General features: G+C 59.7%; 14 protein-coding genes. 1 reads left to right on the plus strand and 13 read right to left on the minus strand.

The genetic code is table 11. The features are described from left to right. Positions 1 to 82: 82 nt before the first annotated feature. From NVV93_RS12645 to NVV93_RS12690, 10 genes are all read right to left on the minus strand, one after another. Positions 83 to 2,470: an RND family transporter gene (locus NVV93_RS12645; RefSeq protein ID WP_258250999.1), complete on the minus strand. Its 2,388-nt coding sequence runs from the start codon at positions 2,468 to 2,470 to the stop codon at positions 83 to 85. Positions 2,471 to 2,491: 21 nt separating this feature from the next. Continuing rightward, positions 2,492 to 3,574: a WD40/YVTN/BNR-like repeat-containing protein gene (locus NVV93_RS12650; protein WP_375162884.1), complete on the minus strand. Its 1,083-nt coding sequence runs from the start codon at positions 3,572 to 3,574 to the stop codon at positions 2,492 to 2,494. A gap of 177 nt (positions 3,575 to 3,751) precedes the next feature. Beyond that, positions 3,752 to 5,122 (minus strand): DUF1329 domain-containing protein, encoded by a 1,371-nt coding sequence (locus tag NVV93_RS12655; protein WP_258251000.1) that lies wholly within the window; start codon positions 5,120 to 5,122, stop codon positions 3,752 to 3,754. Positions 5,123 to 5,191: 69 nt separating this feature from the next. Then, positions 5,192 to 7,147, minus strand: coding sequence for a DUF1302 domain-containing protein (locus tag NVV93_RS12660; RefSeq protein WP_258251001.1), 1,956 nt, complete (start codon positions 7,145 to 7,147; stop codon positions 5,192 to 5,194). 510 nt (positions 7,148 to 7,657) lie between these two features. Then, the gene (gene pepN / locus NVV93_RS12665) at positions 7,658 to 10,315 is read right to left on the minus strand and encodes an aminopeptidase N (protein ID WP_258251002.1); all 2,658 of its coding nucleotides are present in this window, start codon (positions 10,313 to 10,315) and stop codon (positions 7,658 to 7,660) included. Between the two features lie 39 nt (positions 10,316 to 10,354). Then, positions 10,355 to 11,182, minus strand: a complete 828-nt coding sequence (locus NVV93_RS12670) for a DUF2797 domain-containing protein (RefSeq protein ID WP_258251003.1) — start codon at positions 11,180 to 11,182, stop codon at positions 10,355 to 10,357. Next, complete coding sequence (locus NVV93_RS12675) at positions 11,182 to 11,445, minus strand: YeaC family protein (protein WP_258251004.1); 264 nt, start codon at positions 11,443 to 11,445, stop codon at positions 11,182 to 11,184. Before NVV93_RS12675 ends, NVV93_RS12670 begins: the two co-directional genes overlap by 1 nt. Positions 11,446 to 11,519: 74 nt before the next feature. Continuing rightward, positions 11,520 to 12,380 (minus strand): rhomboid family intramembrane serine protease, encoded by an 861-nt coding sequence (locus NVV93_RS12680; RefSeq protein WP_258251005.1) that lies wholly within the window; start codon positions 12,378 to 12,380, stop codon positions 11,520 to 11,522. Continuing rightward, positions 12,377 to 13,348 (minus strand): metallophosphoesterase, encoded by a 972-nt coding sequence (locus NVV93_RS12685; RefSeq protein WP_258251006.1) that lies wholly within the window; start codon positions 13,346 to 13,348, stop codon positions 12,377 to 12,379. The genes NVV93_RS12680 and NVV93_RS12685 overlap by 4 nt, the downstream gene beginning before the upstream one ends. Then, positions 13,348 to 14,238 carry an NAD(+) kinase gene (locus tag NVV93_RS12690; protein ID WP_258251007.1) on the minus strand — a complete coding sequence of 297 codons (891 nt, stop codon included), beginning with the start codon at positions 14,236 to 14,238 and terminating at the stop codon, positions 13,348 to 13,350. The genes NVV93_RS12685 and NVV93_RS12690 overlap by 1 nt, the downstream gene beginning before the upstream one ends. 99 nt (positions 14,239 to 14,337) lie before the next feature. On the opposite strand from NVV93_RS12690, the gene NVV93_RS12695 reads away from it, so the two are divergent. Continuing rightward, a complete protein-coding gene (locus NVV93_RS12695; protein ID WP_258251008.1) occupies positions 14,338 to 15,273 on the plus strand; it encodes a DUF1853 family protein in 936 nt (311 codons plus the stop codon). Positions 15,274 to 15,481: 208 nt separating this feature from the next. On the opposite strand, the gene NVV93_RS12700 is transcribed toward NVV93_RS12695, so the two are convergent. The 3 genes from NVV93_RS12700 to NVV93_RS12710 all read right to left on the minus strand — a co-directional run bounded on the left by NVV93_RS12700 (position 15,482) and on the right by NVV93_RS12710 (position 18,409). After that, positions 15,482 to 16,405, minus strand: coding sequence for a 1-aminocyclopropane-1-carboxylate deaminase/D-cysteine desulfhydrase (locus NVV93_RS12700; RefSeq protein WP_258251009.1), 924 nt, complete (start codon positions 16,403 to 16,405; stop codon positions 15,482 to 15,484). A 1-nt stretch (position 16,406) separates the two neighbouring features. Then, a complete protein-coding gene (locus tag NVV93_RS12705; protein ID WP_258251010.1) occupies positions 16,407 to 17,777 on the minus strand; it encodes a chromosome partitioning protein ParA in 1,371 nt (456 codons plus the stop codon). A gap of 206 nt (positions 17,778 to 17,983) precedes the next feature. Beyond that, complete coding sequence (locus NVV93_RS12710) at positions 17,984 to 18,409, minus strand: nuclear transport factor 2 family protein (protein WP_258251011.1); 426 nt, start codon at positions 18,407 to 18,409, stop codon at positions 17,984 to 17,986. Between the last annotated feature and the right edge of the window lie 32 nt (positions 18,410 to 18,441).

Consider the following 18,441-nt stretch of genomic DNA (forward strand, 5'->3'; position numbering starts at 1 on the left):
CGCTTTGCTGCCACTGGAACAGCCAACCAACGAACATAAAAAAACCGCGGCCAAGGCCGCGGTTCTTGTTGCTGCTTACGGCTTAGTGAGCCAGCAGCGAGCCACCTTTCTTACCGGCCAGTTTCTCCGGTTTGATCAGGAAGCGCGCCAGTGCCGGCAGCAGCCACAGCGCCCCAAACATGTTCAGCAGGAACATGAAGGTCAGCATCAGGCCCATGTCGGCCTGGAACTTGATCGCCGAGAACATCCAGGTTGCCACGCCGATGGCCAGGCACAGACCGGTGAACAGCACCGCCTTGCCAGTAGACTTCAGCGTTTCGTAGTACGCCTCTTGCAGCGGTAAGCCCGCACGCAGGAAGGTCTCCAGACGGCTGTAGATGTAGATGCCGTAGTCGACGCCGATACCCACACCCAGGGCGACTACTGGCAAGGTCGCCACTTTCACGCCGATACCGAGGAAAGCCATCAAGGCATTACCCAGAATCGAGGTGAGGATCAGTGGCAATACAATGCAGATGGTCGCCGCAAACGAGCGGAAGGTGATCATGCACATACCGGCAACGCAGAGGTAAACCAGGACCAGGATAGTCAGCTCGGTCTTGGCGATCACCTCGTTGGTGGCCGCTTCGATACCAGCGTTACCTGCCGCCAACATGAACTGCAGATTGTCCGTGTTGTTCTCCGCGGCGAACTCTTCAACCGCCTTGACCGCACGCTTGAGCGTGGCGGCTTTGTGGTCGTTGAGATAGACCAGCACCGGCGCAAGCGAGCAATCGGTGTTGAACAGACCTTCGGCACGCGCGATGGAGTTGTTCAGCACGTCTTTGTTACGCGACAGCGCTTCCCACTTCAGGTTGCCTTCGTTCATGCCCTTGATCATCTGCTTCGACACAGTGACCAGGGAAATCGCCGACTGCACGCCCTCGGTGTTGCTCATCTTCCACATCAGCCGGTCGATCGGCTCCATTGCCTCATGGGTCGAGCAACCTTCCGGCGTAGTTTTCACCATCACCACTAGCACGTCCGAACTGGTCGAGTAGTTTTTGATGACGAAATCGTTATCCAGGTTGTAGCGCGAGTCCGGGCGCAGTTCTGGAGCCCCTTGGTCGAGGTCACCGACTTGCAGATGCTGCTTCTGGTACCAGAAGCCACCTACCGCCATCGCCAAGGCAATCACTACCGAGATCGGTGCTACCACCGGATGGGCAAAGTTGGACAGCCTGCGCCAGAACGGATGTTCGCGCACCGCATCCTTCTTGCTGCGCTCGATCGCCTTCTTACTGATACCGACGTAGGAAATAGCTACCGGCAGCAGGATCAGGTTAGTGAACACGATGACTGCCACACCGATGGAAGCACCAATGGCCAGCTCGCGGATCACCCCGATGTCGATGATCAGCAGAGTGATGAAGCCCACCGCGTCCGCAAGGATGGCGATCATCCCAGGCAGGAACAGCTGGCGGAAGGTACGCCGGGCAGCGGTCAGTGCATTGTCTGCATCGCTCGACTGCAAGGCGATACCGTTGATCTTCTGCACGCCGTGGGAAATACCGATGGCAAAGATCAGGAACGGCACCAGCATCGAGTAGGGGTCGAGGCCGAAACCGACGATGTGCATCAAGCCCAATTGCCAGATCACCGCCACCAGCGTGGTGGTGAGTACGGCGATAGTGCTGCGGATACAACGAGTGAACCAGTACAGCAGGATCAGGGTGATCACGAATGCGGCGGCGAAGAACATCACCACCATGATCAGGCCATCGATCAGATCACCGACTTTCTTGGCAAAACCAATGATGTGGATATCCACATTGGGGTTTTGCAGTTCGTACTTGTCGCGGATCTTCTGCTCGAGTTCATGAGAGAACTGGCGATAGTCGAGCTTGAGCAGACGGCCCTGGTCTTCAGGATCCGGATAAGCCTCCTGCAACGGCACATCGATGATGCTCGACTTGAAGTTGTTCGCCACCAGGCGACCAATCTGACCGGACTTCAGGATGTTGTTGCGCAAGTCGTCGAGGCTAGCCTCGGAACCATCGTAGGTTTGCGGAATCACTTCGCCGCCGGAGAAACCTTCTTCGGTCACTTCGGTCCAGCGAACACTCGGGCTCCACAGCGACTTCAGGCCAGAGCGGTCGACGCCGGGCACATAGAACACTTCGTCATGGATCTGACGCAGGGTCTCCATGTAGTCCTTGTTGAAGATGTCGCCATTCTTGGCTTCGACGGAAATCCGCACGGTGTTGCCGAGGTTGGCCAGATCATTACGGTGCTCCATCATCTTTTCGATAAAGGGATGGTGCAGCGGAATCATCTTCTCGAAACTGGTCGAAGGCCGAACATGCATGGCCTGATAGAAGAGGAACACGCTAACCAGCAAGCAGATCAGAATCACTGCCGGCCGATTGTTGAAAATCAGGCGTTCGAGGAATGTCGCCTTGTCCTGGTGATGGTTAGTCATCGCTGTCATATCTCAAAAGACCCGGCGTTATTATTGTTGGCCCAACTCGGCGCCAGTTGGCGAGGCAAGTTGCACGCCTGCCTGCCCGACCAGAATCAGATTACCGTTGTCCGCGGCTGTAACGGCCGACAAAGACAAACGGTCGCTGCGATTGACCAAGGCAAAGCTGCGACCATCGTCGGTGCTTTTCAATACGGTACCGCCATGGCCGACCAGAACGATGCTGCCATCTTTCTCCAGATTACCGCCCGACAGGCCGAACTCCAGAGCACCGTTGTCAGCTTTTAGCGCTACGTGTTGCCAGTGGCTGCCAAAATCGGTCGAACGATAGAGGTTTCCGCGCAGACCGAAAGCCAATACGGTGCCTGGCTGATCGGTCCCCAGCACGCCGAACAACGAACCCTCGTAAGGGCCCTTCAGCGTTTCCCAGGTTTGTCCGGCATCGCTAGAGCGGAACAAGCTGCCCATTTCACCGACGATGAACAAGCCTTGACCCTTGATCTGAGCGATAGCGTTCAGGTGATAGCCATCGGGGTTGTCCAGCCGATCGGACACATCTTCCCAATGCTGGCCGCCATCGGTGGTGGTAAACAACGCACCATAGGAGCCGACCACGAAGCCATTGTTGGCATCGGTGAATTCGACGTCGAGGAAGGGGGCGCCCTCTTCGCGGTCGATATCGATGTACTGCTGAGTCCAGGTCGCGCCGCCGTCCTGAGTAGCGAGGATTTGCGCATCATGACCGACGGCCCAGCCTTTCTTGTCGTCGACAAAACTGACAGCGGTCAGCATCTGGCGGCTCGGCACTTTGGCCTGAGTCCAGGTTTTACCTTCGTCGTCGGAATACACGATATGACCACGATCACCGACCGCTACCACGCGTTTGCCTGCGTGGGCGACTCCCAGCAACAGGCTGCGGGCAGCTTTGGATGACTCAATGGCGTAGGTAGCTTTAGCCTCAGTGCTTTGGGCATGCACGGGGACAGCTGCGAAAGCCAGGATGGACAATGCACCGCAGAGCGACAGCATTTTGGCTCGTGGTGTTTGGAAACGGAGCGCCGATACATCGCTAGCATGACCGGTCTGGGTGCGCCGCATGACGGGCTCACTCATATACCTTCCCCCTTATTTTTATGGATACGTGTCTCGTAGAGGACCGCCTATCCTAGCCAGCTTTGGAAAGCGCTGACAACGTGCGGGACGTTATGTTTTGTTAAGCGCAGCCCTGTCGGCATGGCAACACAAAAAAGCCGCTATGAATAGCGGCCTTTTTGAGGAGATTGACGGCGCTTATCGCGTACCGCGACGACGCAGCGCTGCTGGCTTGAAGTAACCGTCATCCGGAATCGGCTGACTGAAGTCGATAGTGCTCGGCTCTTCGTTATCCAGGTTTTGCACGTAGTAACGGCGCGATTGCAGATCGTGGAACACGTCCAGCGCGGACCAAGTAGTCGGCAACTCGTAGTAGTTCTTCAGATAAGCAATCGAAACGCGCCACAGCTCGCCGCGACCGTCGTACTGATCGATTGCGGCGACTTGCCAGCTATCTTCGTCCAGATACATGGTGCGCTTGGAATAGATGTGGCGGGCGCCCGACTTCAGCGTGCCCTCGACAACCCAGACGCGGTGCAGCTCGTTACGCGTAACGGCCGGATTGATATGCCCGACCTTCAGCAGGTCCTTGTACTTCACCTCGGAGCTGGAGACTTTGTAGTTGTTATAAGGAATGTAGATTTCCTTCTTGCCAACCAATTTCCAGTCATAGCGATCCGGCGCGCCATTGTACATGTCGGTGTCATCGGCGGTGCGCAGACCATCGGCGGCGGCGATAGGCGTGTCATAGGCCAGATTCGGCGCACGACGCACACGACGTTGACCGGCGTTATAACCCCAGGCTTGGCGCGGCTCCTTCACCTGATCCAGGGTCTCGTGCAGCAGTGTCGCGCCACCAGCCAGGCGGGCCGGGCTCTTGGTGAACGACAGGTAATAAAACATGATGTTGTTCAAGTCAGCGAAGCTGCCTTTTGGCAGGTAGTACTTGAACAGCGCTTCCTGCTGCGAGGTCACCAGACTGTAGTCACCGTTACGCTGCACCGCCACTTCCGAGGCGCGACGAACGATGTAGGTACCACGATAGCGGGCAATATGGTTCCACACTGCCTCGACGCCAGTGTGCGGAATCGGGAACGGGATGCCACCGTAGGCGTCGGCGAAACCATTGCCGCCATCCAGCAGCTTGGCGCTGGTCGCGTTCTTGATGGTGTTGTCGTACACCCACTGCGGCGCCGAGCCGGAACGACGGGTCTGATAAACCGGGATCTGGTAGGTATCCGGATATGCCTCGAACAGGGCGATCTGGCCAGCGGTCAGATTGGCCTTGTATTGATTGAGGTTGGCTTTGGTAATGGTGAACAGCGGTTTGTCGCTGGCGAAAGGATCTGGATGGTGTTGACCCGAGCCCTTGTATTCGGCCGGCGCCTTAGTAATACCGCCAGTCCATTCTGGAATGGTGCCGGCTGCGTTGGCGGCCTTTTCGGCGCCGAACGGGGTCAGACTGGCGCCCAATTTAGCGGCTTCCGCAGACGAAACAGCCGCCATTGCGTTACCTGCGGTGAGTGCCAGCGCAATCGCTACACCAACCAGCGTGTGCTTTTTCAGCATCGTAGTTCTCCGTAAAGGATTCATCGCCCGGACGCCCACAGGCGTCCGGTACAGATTTCTAGTTGAGGCTTAGAACGAGTACTTGACGTTGACGCCGACGTTGTCGCGATCGCGAGCGCCATTGTTTTCGCCGGCGCCGTAGAACTCGGTGTACTGCAGTTCGGCTTCCAGGCTGTTCAGGTAACTGGCCTTGACGCCCAGGGTGTAGGCCTTACGACCCTCGACGAAGTTGCCGAGCTGGTAGGAGTTGCCCGAAAAGTCGTCTTTGTAGACGGCGTACGGCGAGAGGTTCACACCGGCGAATACGTCGTTCCAGGTACCGGACAGCACCAGGGTGTAGCCGTAGGCGTTCTTGTTGACCTGGTCGTCGCGATTGTCGCGATCGGCGTTGCCTACGTAGGAGTTGTTGCCACGCCCCGAGTAGTAGCGGTTAGTGCCGTTGTAGGCTTGGTACTGCAGATCGCTACCGCGCAGATGCTCGGATGCCAATTCGGCAATCCCGAACAGCGAGTCGAAGCTCAGCCCCGGGCCAAAGTTGTAGATGGTACCCAGCGAGGTGTTGTACATCTCGACGCGTTCGTAGTTGTGGATCTCGTCACCCAACTGAACGCTTTGACCACCGATATTCACGGCGCCACCACCCGCCAACCGCGGTGCCTGCAGTAGCAGGTCACCCAGCAGGTCGTCGGTGGTGGCGATACCGATCGGCATGTTCGGACGGTAGGCCAGCTCACCGAATACCGAGGCATTGCCTACGGTGGTGTTGAAGCTGAAGCCGTACATACGGATGTCTTCAACGTACTCGCGGTGGGCGTTTACCTGGTTGGCTACATCCAGAGTTGCGAGTCCGCCAGCGGCAGTGGCGAAATTTGCAAGCACCGCGGGGTTAGCGCAGGCACCACCCAAGCCAGCGCCAACGCACACGCCCTGGGCGACCTGGGCCAGGTTCAGGCCTTGATAGTCACCCAGGTCTGCCGCGATAGTCGGCTCTTTGGCGTGATAGTTGACGAAATAGGCGCCGAATTCGGTCGAATTCAGTTCTTCAGCGATGTACTTGAAGTTCACCCCGAACTGACCATCGTTCTTGGCGTTGATGTCCTTACCTACGGAGGCTACCTGGATGTTGCCATTGGCATCCACGTTGCGACCGCCCTGCAACCCACCAACACCCAGCGCGCTCAGGCCAGGATAAAAGCCGCCCAGAGGAATCAGCGCACGCTGAGTCGAATAAGCCGTGTTGCCGCCATCCGCAAACAGGTCGGTTTCGGAGAAATAAGTACCCACCGGGTCGACTGCGGTTTCCTTCCAGTTCCACTGATAGAAGGCTTCCATCGACAGGCTGTCGGTCAGGCCGATGCTGCCGCTGAATGCCTCGACCGGCATCAGCACTTCCTTCAGCTCGGAGCCCGGCAGACGGTATTTAGCGGCGTCGATCGGGTTGGTGGTGTTGATACCACCGCGATAGAACAGGCCTTCGCCCCAGTTGAATACCTGGTTACCGACCCGCGCGGTGACCGGCATCTCGGCGAGATCCCAGTTGCCGTAGACATAGGCGTCCAGCAGCTGCGCATCACGACCAGCCTTGTGGCGGGTTTCGTAAGTGAAGCTGGAGTCGTTAGGGGAGTTCTGGCTCGGCTGGACTGGATTGTTGTTGTCTAGATAGTCGTTGCGCTTGTCCATGATCTGAGTGTCATAGAAAGCCGTGCCGCGGACGAACACGCCGTAATTCTGATAGGTCGCTTCCAGGTCGGAAGTGATCTTGTACACCTCGGAAACCAGACCGGTGTCGAAGTTACGGTTCCCGTCGTTGGTGTTGATGCCGTCGTTGTTCTTGTCCTGGCCCTGCACACGCCACAACTGGCCGTAGGACACAGTGGTGTCGATCGAACCACTGACTTCGTTATCGGCGAAACTGAATTCCACCGCCTGGGCCTGGGCGGCAACCAGCAGCGGCAAGAGACCAGCCAGGGCAAAGCCGGCCTTGGACGGTGCGAAACGCATAGGACTACGGGACTTGAATTCCATCGAGGCTTTACTCCGTGGACAGATCATTCTTTTTATCGCCAGCCCGACTTAGCTGAACTGGCACTGCAGCCGCACTGCGTCGGCCTTGATGATCGAAAGAAATTTCTCTCGACACGCGTAAATGCGTACCCCTTGCCGCTATGACTGCGCCATCGCGGGGCCAAATCGGCATGAGCCATTGCAACCCAGATGCCATATCGCCACTTTTCTCGACATTTTTTAGGCGCCACGAAATCGACTAATCGAGACGAATCTTGACTGATCAGTCAGTGACCAAGTATTTGCCTAGCAAGCTAACAATTGCGCACTTTGTCCTACAGACTGGCGCGGATTGTCACTCGACGAAACATCAGAAGGATGAGGAAGGAACAGCAAGTTACGCGACAGTCAAGCCTTACGACTTAAGTCTTGATGGAAATAGCATTTTTAATTCGCGGGCATTTCTGCGCGGTAACAAAAAAGTGTTACCAGCCACGGGCCGGTAACACTTTTTTTTGCAACAGCGCCGCCTCAGACCAGACTTTTGCTGACCACTTCGTAGACGTCGCTGGAGAGATCGCCCGAGGCAAGAATCCGCTCCAGCTCGGCCTTCATCAGCGCTTGGCGACTTCCGTCATATTTGCGCCAACGCGTCAACGGCGCGAGTTGGCGCGATGCGATCTGCGGATTGAAGCCATTCAGACCGATGACGATATCCGCCAGGAAGCGATAGCCCGAGCCGTCCGCGCTGTGGAAGTTGACCAGGTTTTGCCCAGCGAAGGCGCCGATCAATGCGCGAACTTTATTGGGGTTCTTCAGATTGAAAGCCGAGTGCTGCATCAACTGCTGCACCCGCGCCAAGCCGCCCGGCAAAATGCTTGCGGCCTGCACGCTGAACCATTGATCCATGACCAGCGGGTTGTCCTTGAAGTGCTCGGCAAAGGCCGCAAGCGCCTTGGCCCTCTCCTCCTCGAACGGCGAATTGACCAATACCGCCAACGCCGTCAGGCGCTCGGTCATGTTGTCGCAGCTCTCGTACTGCTCAAGCGTCGCGCTCAGCACCTCGGGCTTACCGGTCAGTATGAGATAGGACAGCGCAATGTTCTGCAAACCGCGCCGCGCAAAATGGCCGGCCTCGGCGACATACGGGTTCTGCCGCGACACTTCGCGATTGGCCTGGTAGCGCTGCCACAACGGTTCGAACAGCGCCTCGGCCAGTTGCTGACGGGCGAATTGGCGGGCGGCATGAATAGCCTCGACATCGGCCACTCCACTGATTTCGGTGAGATAAGCCTCACTCGGCAGCGACAGCATTTCGGCGACCATGGCCTGGTCCAGCGTTTGATCCGCCAATACCGAGCTCAACGCCGTGACCAAGCGCTGATCGAGTACCAGCGCTTCACCGCGCTGATGCTGGCCGATCAGCTCCTGCAGCACCTGCACCGACAACTGCTGGCCGGCATCCCAACGATTGAAGCCGTCGGAATCGTGCTTCATCAGGAACATCAGCTGATCGCGATCGTAAGGGAAGTTCAATTTGACCGGCGCCGACAGCCCACGCAGCAGCGATGGCAGCGGTTTTTGCTCAACGCCGATAAAGGTGAACACCTGCTCGGCGCGCGTAACGGAAAGCACCCGACTGCTGCCCTGCGCTTCCGCTTCGCCGACCAGTTGTAGTGGCAGATCAGTGCCCTGCCCGTCCAGCAAGCCCAGCTCGACCGGAATCACGAACGGCAGCTTTTCGCTCTGTCCCGGCGTGGCCGGGCAGCTCTGGCGGAAGGTCAGGCTGTAAGTATTGGCCGCCGCATCGTATGCCTCGCTGACCGCCAGACGCGGCGTGCCTGCCTGGCTATACCAGCGTTTGAACTGGGTGAAGTCGGCGCCGCTGGCATCTTCCATGGCCTTGACGAAGTCGTCGCAGGTCACCGCCTGGCCATCGTGGCGCTCGAAGTACAGATCGGTACCCTTGCGGAAGCCTTCAGCGCCCAACAGGGTGTGGATCATCCGCACCACTTCCGAGCCCTTCTCATAGACCGTCAGGGTGTAGAAGTTGGAAATCTCCATAAAGGAGTCTGGGCGCACCGGATGGGCCATCGGGCCTGCATCTTCGGCAAACTGGTTGGTGCGCAGGAAAGCCACATCCTCGATGCGTTTGACGGTGCGCGAGTTCATGTCGGCACTGAACTCGGCGTCGCGGAACACGGTGAAGCCTTCTTTCAGCGACAGCTGGAACCAATCGCGACAGGTCACGCGGTTGCCCGACCAGTTGTGGAAATACTCGTGGGCCACTACCCCTTCGACGCGCTGGTGCGCGGCATCGGTGGCGGTTTCAGCACGAGCCAGTACACAGCTGGAGTTGAAGATATTGAGCCCCTTGTTCTCCATGGCGCCCATGTTGAAGTCGTTGACCGCGACGATCATGAAGATGTCCAGGTCGTACTCGCGGCCATAGACCTCCTCGTCCCAGCGCATGGACTTCTTCAGGCTGTCCATGGCGTGCTGGCACTTGTCGATATTTTCCGGCTCGACATAGATGCGCAGGGCCACTTCGCGCTGGCTCATGGTGGTGAAGCTGTCCTCGACGCACCACAGGTCGCCGGCGACCAGGGCAAACAGGTAGGCCGGCTTCATGAATGGGTCTTCCCAGGTCGCCCAGTGCCGGCCGTTCTCGTCCGGGCCGCTGGCGATCAGGTTGCCGTTGGAAAGCAGCACCGGATAGGTGTGCTGCTCGCCGCTCAGGGTCGTGGTGAACTTGCTCATCACGTCCGGGCGGTCGAGGTAATAGGTGATCTTGCGGAAGCCTTCGGCCTCGCACTGGGTGCAGAACATGCTGCCGGACTTGTACAGGCCTTCCAGCGCGGTGTTGCTTTCCGGATGGATACGCACCGAACTGTCGATGATGAAGTTGGCGGCCTTTGGCTGCAGGGTCAGCGTGCTCTCGCTCAGCTGATAGTCCGCTGCACTCAGCTCGGTGCTATCCAGCGCCACGCTCAGCAACTCGAGGTGCTGGCCGTCGAGCACCAGTGGCGGCAAGCCGGCGCCCCGCGCGGGATTGCGGCGCATCACCAGTTGCGCATGAACCAGGGTGTGGTCCTCGAACAACTCGAAGGTCAGGTGCGTCTCATCGATCAGGTACTCAGGCGCCTGATAGTCCTTCAGGTAAATCATCTTCGGTTGTTCGTTGCGCATGGCTTGTGGCCCTTCTACGGATGCAACACGGCGAGTTGGTCACTGGTGAATGGCGAGCTGGTAGGCCGTGTACTTGCGGATGTTGATGACGCCGGTATCGAACATTAGATACTGGCCCTTGATGCCGAGCAGCGTTCCCTCGGCATGCGGTTCCTTGTCTAGATTAAAGCTGGTCAATTTGGCCGGGTAAGCCTCGATCGGATAGCGGATTTCCACCGGCTGCTGATCGGCAAGCGGCTGAATGGCCTGCAAGCCGAAACGCTGCTGAAGTTCGCGCAAGCCATCGCCGCAGTGGTCGAACAGTTGCTCGCGGATAGCGAGCAGATCGACCGGCGCAGCATCGCCCTTGAGCAGCGCGCGCCAGTTGGTGCGATCGGCCACCTGGCTACGCAGAAGATCCTCGACCAAGCCGGATTGCTGGCGGGTCGCAACCCGCAGAATCGGTAACGCCTGCGTCGCACCCTGATCGATCCAACGGGTGGGAATCTGCGTGGCGCGGGTAATCCCGACTTTGACCCCGGAGGAGTTGGCCAGATAGACCACATGGTCGGTCATGCAGAACTGCTCGCCCCATGCCGGCTCGCGGCAGGTGCCCTGGTCGTAGTGGCAACGCTCCGGGCTCATGATGCAGATGTCGCACTGCGCCAGTTTCTGCATGCACGGGTAGCAGTAACCCTGGCTGAAACTGGTTTTGGTGCGCCGCCCACAGTGACTGCAATGAATAGCCCCTAGGTATTCGAGGCGGACGGTCTTGCCGATCAGCGGATTGATCGGCAATTCCTCGCCATCCAGGCGGAAGGCGTACTGCACCGGCGCGTCGAGGCGCGCCGCCATCTTGCTCAATGCACCGCGGGCCAATTCGACCATCAGTGCACGGTAGCCGAGGTGCTGAACAACAGATTCGCCACCGGCTCGGCCTTCGAGTTGCATTCCTGCGGGCCCATGTAGCCGATCCGCTGGTCTTCCGGCAGGTTCTGCATTTCCCAGGCGATCAGCGCCTGCAGCGAGAGTTCCTTTTGCTCCTGGGTCAGCTTGCGACCGTCGGACCATTTACCGATTTCTACCGCCAGCTTGAGGCTCTGATAGATCTCGGGGGTAATGTTTTCGATCATTTCAACAAAGGACGACATACACGTCTCCAAAAACAAAGCGGCAGTTTACCGGCTGAGGCAAATGCCCGCGAGCACAGCGGGACGTAGTCGGACTACCGGCGCCAACGCGCCAGCGCACCGCCGAGCAGGCCGGTGACGCAGCCGATCAGCAGTCCGCCGACATGCGCGCCGTTGGCAATCGCGCCAAATCCCAGTGCGTCGATAACCCCGGACAGGCAGACCAGCAGCCAGATCAGCATCATCACCGCCACGCCCTTGGGCAGCCGATAGGCCGGATTGGGCGCCAGCCACTGGAAGATCCAGCAATGCCCCAGCAACCCGTAGAGCACGCCGGACAAGCCGCCGAACAACGACGGGCCGGTCCAGCGGTATTGCACGAAATTCGACGCGACACTGAATACCAGGGTCAGGCCGAGCAGCATCAGCCAGCCCTGCCGCGCCTCGATACGCCGCCCCAGCTCCCAGTACCACATGGCGTTCATGGCCAGGTGCAGCACGCCGAAGTGGATCAGCATTGGTGTCGCCAGCCGCCACCATTGGCCAGCCGCTAAACTCTCGGCCAGCGGTACGAAGTAGGCGTATTCGCCGTCGATACGGAAGTCTTGGAAGCTCAGCCAGCGAATCGCCTCGAAATTCGAACCGAGCAGCGTCACCGCCGCGACCAGCAACGTCGCCAACAGTACCGCCGTGGTCAGCGGGCTATCGCGCAATTGCTGAAGAAAATTGGGCCGGGCGACAGGTTTATCCGCGCCCAGCTGGAAATTCGGATCGCCTTCAGGGAAGCGCGTGTAGAGCGCGCGCACATCTTCGGCCACCCGTTCGTTGGGCACCCAGAGCACCTGTTCGCCGCGCTCCTCACTGACCCGGTGCGGCACATTGAGGCGCTGCAGCAAAGTGACGAAACCGCTCAAATTGACCTTCGCCGGCAGGCGCAGCACTTCCACAGGACTCATTGCAACGCCTCCGGGCGCTCGACATCGACCCAGACGAATTTGCCTGGGTCGATAAGGGTTTCTTGATCCAGACGGTATGCCACCAGCTTGCCGTAGAGCACCGCGCTGTAATCCAGGCAGGCGAGATTGGGGCGAATCGGCGCCGGTTGGCCGCTGCGCCAGTAATGCCCGACAAACAGCATTGGCTCCTTGGCGCCGTAGCGCAGCAGCGCGTTTTTGTCCGCCGCACTCAGCGGCATACTCGCCACATCGTCGGGTAGTGCATCAGGCTGGAAGACGATGTCGCCGTAGGTCTGCGGATCTTCTTCCCAGAATTTGGTGCGGAAAAACGCCCGAGTGAAGCCATCATCGCTGGTTAGCGTCAGGCCATCTGGCAGGCGCATGTCGGTGCCACGCAGCAACCGGTTGAACACCTGCGAAGCAAAACTTCCCGACACCGACGAGGCCTGCAGAAATGCGCTGTCGATTCGCCCATCCGGATACCTGCCGCGCAGCGCATCGATCAAACCGGCATCCCAGCAGGCGTGCACCAGGCGGAAGCGTCCGGCATCGATAAACAACGGCAGCTCATGGAACCAGCCGAGGAAATCGCGCCAGTCTCCAGGGTAATGCTCAAACTGCTCCAGGGTCTGGCGGATCAACCGCGCATGGCGCGGCGTGTGCTCGTGAACGAACTGCCGGTTGCTATCGGGCGCCGCTGACGTACACCAACCCAACGCATTGAATTCGTGGTTGCCCATGATGCATAACGCCTGGCCGGCATTGACCATGTCGTGCACCAGATGCAGCGCCTCGCGGATGCGCGGGCCGCGGTCGATGATGTCACCGAGAAACAGCGCCATCCGCTGCGGATGCCGCCATACACCGCTCTGGCGGCGATAACCGAGGGTCTCGAGCAGGAGCTCGAGGGTGCGCGCACAGCCGTGCACATCGCCGATCACGTCATAGCTGCGGGCCGGATCGAGCATCAGTCGCCCCCGTTATCCAGGCGGCTACCCCAGCCCAACTTGGTCCGACACACTTCGTAATAGTTGTGATCCAGCGGATGGATCAGGCTGAGCTTCTGCGGTTTCTTGCTGACGGTGATGGTGTCGCCAGGCGCACAGGTGAAATGGTTCTGCCCGTCGCAGGAAATCAGCGGGTAGATCTGCATGTCCTTGGCCACGACGATTTTCAGCTCGCTGCTGCTGTCGACCACTATCGGGCGACTGGACAAGGTATGCGGGTACATGGGGACGATGACGATGGCATCCAGCTTGGGATGCATGATCGGCCCGCCGGCGGACAACGAATAGGCGGTGGAGCCGGTCGGCGTTGCGACGATCAGGCCGTCGGCCTTCTGGCTGCAGACGAACTGGCCGTCGATGAACAGCTCGAACTCGATCATCTTGGTCGACTTGCCGGGGTGCAGCACCACGTCGTTGAGCGCATCGCCCTGGCCGATTGCCTCGCCGTGGCGGCGTATTTCGGCATCGAGGAGGAAGCGGCTTTCCACCAGGTACTTACCATCGAGCACCTCGGCGACTTTTATCTCCAGTTCATCGGGAAGAATGTCAGTAAGAAAGCCCAGACTGCCACGGTTGATGCCCAGCACCGGAATCTTGTGCCGCGCCAACGCCCGCGCCGCGCCGAGCAGACTGCCATCGCCGCCGACCACGATGACCAGATCGCAGACCTCGCCGAGGTTGCGCCGTGATGACGTCTGCAGGCCATGCCCCGGCAGCACCTCGGCGATGGTGTCCTCGAGAATCACGTGCATGTGACGCTCAATGAGGAATTTCTTCAGGCGGCGAATGGTGTCGAGGGCCTGGGAACTGCCCAGACGACCGATGATGCCGATATTGCGGAATTGCTCCATGGGGCTCCTGCAAGCGAGGCTCTGGGACGGTCGATAGGCGAATTATGGGCGAAAGCCGGCAATAGCGGCAAACCAGAGGCCAGGCGCTATGCTCGCTGCATGAACGTGCTCAGCTCACTCGCCGACTTGCCCCGCCAACTGCGTCAGCCACATGTGCGCGATCTTGCCTGGGTACTGATCGCCCCGCCGCTGCTCAACGGCAGCCCCTGGCCGCAACGGCACCCGCTCAGCGCCAGCCCCTGGATGCACTCGCCCAACCTGCTGGAAAACTGGCTGCGCCAGTTGGAACTCGATAGCCGACCCCTGGAAGATTGGCTCAGCCAGCACTCGATCCGCCGCCTCGGGTTGTATTACGAACGTCTCTGGCAGTTTGCCCTGGCGGCCGCACCTGGCGTCGAGCTGCTCGCCACCAACTTGCCGATCCGCCAGCTCGGTGGCCATACGCTTGGCGAACTCGATCTGCTGTTGCGCGATGACCAAGGCGTGCATCACCTGGAACTGGCAATCAAACTGTACCTAGGCCCGCAAGACGCCGACGGTAGCGATCCGGCCCGCTGGCTGGGCCCCGGCAGCCATGACCGGCTGGATCTCAAACTCAACCACCTCAATTATCATCAGCTGCCACTGTCCTCGCATCCGCTGGCGCTGGAAGCGCTGGCCGGCCTCGCCCTGACCGACATCCAGGCCGAGCTGTGGATGGCCGGCTATCTGTTCTATCCCTGGCCTGCCACCTGCCAAGCTCCCCGCGGCGCGCATGCCCAGCATCAGCGCGGACGCTGGTTGCACCGCCGTTCCTGGCCAGCCTTCCTGGCAGAAACCAGCGGCGCCTGGCAGCCATTGCCGCGGCCAACCTGGCTGGCCCCTGCTCAGATGAAGGCAGAGGACTTGTGGGATGCCGCGCACTTCGACAGCTGGTTGCAGGCACTGGATGAACAAGCGCCGGCACAGCTGCTGGTGCGTTTCGAGGAGCATGCGACAGACGACTGGCAGGAAGCCGAACGGGTATTTCTGGTTAGCGATCAGTGGCCGCGCTAAGAGCCTGCTTACGATCTGCTGCGCGTCGGCCAAACTGCGTTGAAAACGGCTTCGAAATGCTCATTTACAGTTCGTAAACTCCGCTTCCTCAGCCGTTTGACTCGCTACGCTCGCCCTGCGGGCCAGCCTTTGGCTGTTACTCCACTTCGCTGCGTTGCGCCTTGTTTGGCTCTAGCTCGCGAGATCGTAAACAGGCGCTAAGCGCTGTTCACAGCCCCAGCGAGGCGCGCCGGCCCTGCAAGCCGCCGGTGTGCACGAATATCAGCCGCGTGCCGCGCGGGAAATAACCCGCCTCCACCCGTGTTCGCAGCGCCAGCAGCGCCTTGGCGGTATACACCGGCTCCATCGGCAAGCCGCACGCCTGCTCGGTGTCGTGGATAAAACCGCGCAACGGCGCATCGACTTTGCCGAAGCCACCCCGGCTGGCGTCGATCAGCTGATAACCACCATTCTCATGGCCGGCTTGTGCCAGCAGATCGCGCACCTGTTCAGCCACGCCATGATTGCCAGGCACGGCCATCGCGCCATGCACGGTATGCCCAGCCTCCTCTGCCAGCACCAGGCCGGCCATGGTCGTCCCAGTCCCAGCGGCCAGCCACCAACCGTGATAGTCCGCCCAGCCCAGCGAAGCCAATTGCTCGCGCACCATTTGCACCAGCGGCGCACAACCGCGCGCGCCAGCCAGTCCGCCGCCACCTTCAGCAACCGGCAACAGCTCGGGATAGCGCTCGCGCCAGGACAGCCAGAAATCCGCACGATGGCGGTCGCGATAGCCGCCATAGCCCAGCCAATGCAATTGCATGCCAAAGGCTTGCAGGTCGGCGATGGTCGGCGTGTCTTGCGGTTCGCCACGCAGTAGACCAACACTGGCGAAGCCGAAGCGCTTGCCGGCAGCAGCCAGCGCGTGGAGATGATTGGAGTGCGGACCGCCCAGGCTGATCAGACCTCGCAGGCCCTGTGTGGCGGCTTGATGCAGATAGGGTGCAAGCTTGAACCACTTGTTCCCGGAGATTAGCGGGTCGATCAAGTCGAGGCGCAACACTGCGACTTCGATCCCGCCGCGTACCAGCCAATCAAGCTGCAGAGCGTGAAGCGGTGCTTGCGGGGACCAGTGGGGAACGACCAGCGCCAACTTAACCGACTGTGCGCAAGCGGCTGTTGACTTTGTGGCCGGCACAGCAGTTGGAGTCGCCGGTAACGAAGCGACTCGGCGCGTCGATCCGCTCGATCGACATCCCGCAGCGCTCGCCGCTGGGCAATGTCCCTCCGCAGTTGGGCTGCTGATAATGGGCCAGCCATTGGCTGTACTGCGTTTCGGAAACGAAACACTTGGCTGCCGCGTAGGCCAGCGGGTTGTCTTGGTAGCGAGCGATGTCTTGCAACGGAATAGTCAGATGCCCGGCGCCCGGGTGATAGACCACGAACACCATGCCCAGCTTGGCCAGGCGCTCAAGAATCTGATCACCGCCCTGGCTGGCGAACTCATCGCGCTCGCGGCGTAGCCGGCCGACTTCCAGCTGCAGCTGGTTATCCATCTCGTTGCGGTAGGCCAGTTCCACATCGCGAATGGCAACTTGCTCTTTATATCCGGCGACCGCGGCGGCGATGCGCGCCTGCAGTTCCGCATCGAACTGGCCACGCAAGATATCCGCCTCGGCTTGGCTGTGGCGCTCCAGCGCCCGCAGCTGCTGACTCATTTCCTGGCGACCGCTCTGGAAGGTTTCCGCTTGTGCGCTCAGCTGGATTTTAAGGTTGGCATTGAGTTCGGCTTGCTGCTGCAGCGCCTGTTGCAATGCCTGGATTTCAGCCAGCTGCAGGCTACCTTGCTCGTCACTGGCCAAGCGGAACTTGGCCAGTTCTTCGTTGTGTTGCTGGGCCAGGGTGCTGAGCCGTAGGCGTTGCTGCTTGATCAGCTGGGCGGTTTTCAGGCGGTGTTCCTGATCAAGTTTTGCGGCCACCTTGACGGCGTCGTCCTTGGCCGGATTCGGTGCGAACCATTTGTCTTCCTGCACCACCTGCAAACGTTCGGCGGCGACGGTCTGGGGGGCACTTTCGTCCTCGACCAGCAGGCCGAGCTGGTTACGCTTGACCGCATCGCGCAGCAGCACCAGATCGTTCTGCCCCGGCGTCAGGTTCGGATCCCACAGATGCATCTGGTGCCAGGACACCGGGCACTGGCTGCGGCAGGCCAGGCGGATCGGCCCGGCGCCCATGTCCGGGCCACGCCCGGAACGCTCCGCCAGATGTCGCAGGGGAATATTCCAGCCGCGGTCCGGACCGCCCTTCTCGTCGAAATCCAGATAAAAGAACACCGCGGCGCGGATCATCAGACGCGGGTTGATCAGCACATACACAGCGCGCATTTGCTGATCGGCGAACTCAGGCATGTTGACGATGCCATCGAGTAGCGCTTCGAACTCGGGGAAGAGCATTTCCTTGCAGACACCATGCTCACTGATGAACAGCACGGCCTCAACCATCTTTGGTTTGTTCTGCATGCTCATTGCTTTCCCCTTGGACCTGACGATGCCGTTCGCTCACACAGACGCGCGCGACCAAGTGAATAACCCCGTTGGATAGAGTGTTATTCCGAGTTGAGCTAAGTCTAGGGGAAAAGGTGTCGCAGGCAATGTGACTGGGTTGGCAGTCGCCCGCCGTGGCGCTCAGGCGAGCTCCGGCGGGTCGAAACTGTGGAAGACTCGACAGCCGATCAGGCCTTGCCGAGATACGGCGCCAGGCGGCGGCCCATCTCCTCGCCGAGCGCCTGCAAGCCACTCAAAGGACGAATCATCACTTCGAACTCGACGATCTTGCCGGTTTCGTCGAAACGAATCATGTCGATGCCCTTGAGTTCACGGTCAGCCACCCTGGCGCTGAACTCCAGCACCAGGTTGAGACCATCGCTAGTCGCAAATTCACGGTGGTAGGTAAAGTCCTCGAAGACCTTGACGACCGTATTAAGGATCAGCGCCACAGTAGGGGCACCGACGTAAGGCTTGAACGCGACCGGCGAGCGGAACACCGCTTGGGCGTCGAGCAATTCGGGCAGCGCCCGTAGATCTTTACTGGCGACCATTTCGTGCCACTTGCTCATGGCTTGCGCCACGGCCGGATTCAATGCGAGTGCTGCGGTCATGTTCGACTCCTATTTTTTTAGCAGGCCGTTGA

The sequence above is a fragment of the Pseudomonas sp. LS44 genome, from assembly GCF_024730785.1.
Classification (GTDB): Bacteria; Pseudomonadota; Gammaproteobacteria; order Pseudomonadales; family Pseudomonadaceae; genus Aquipseudomonas.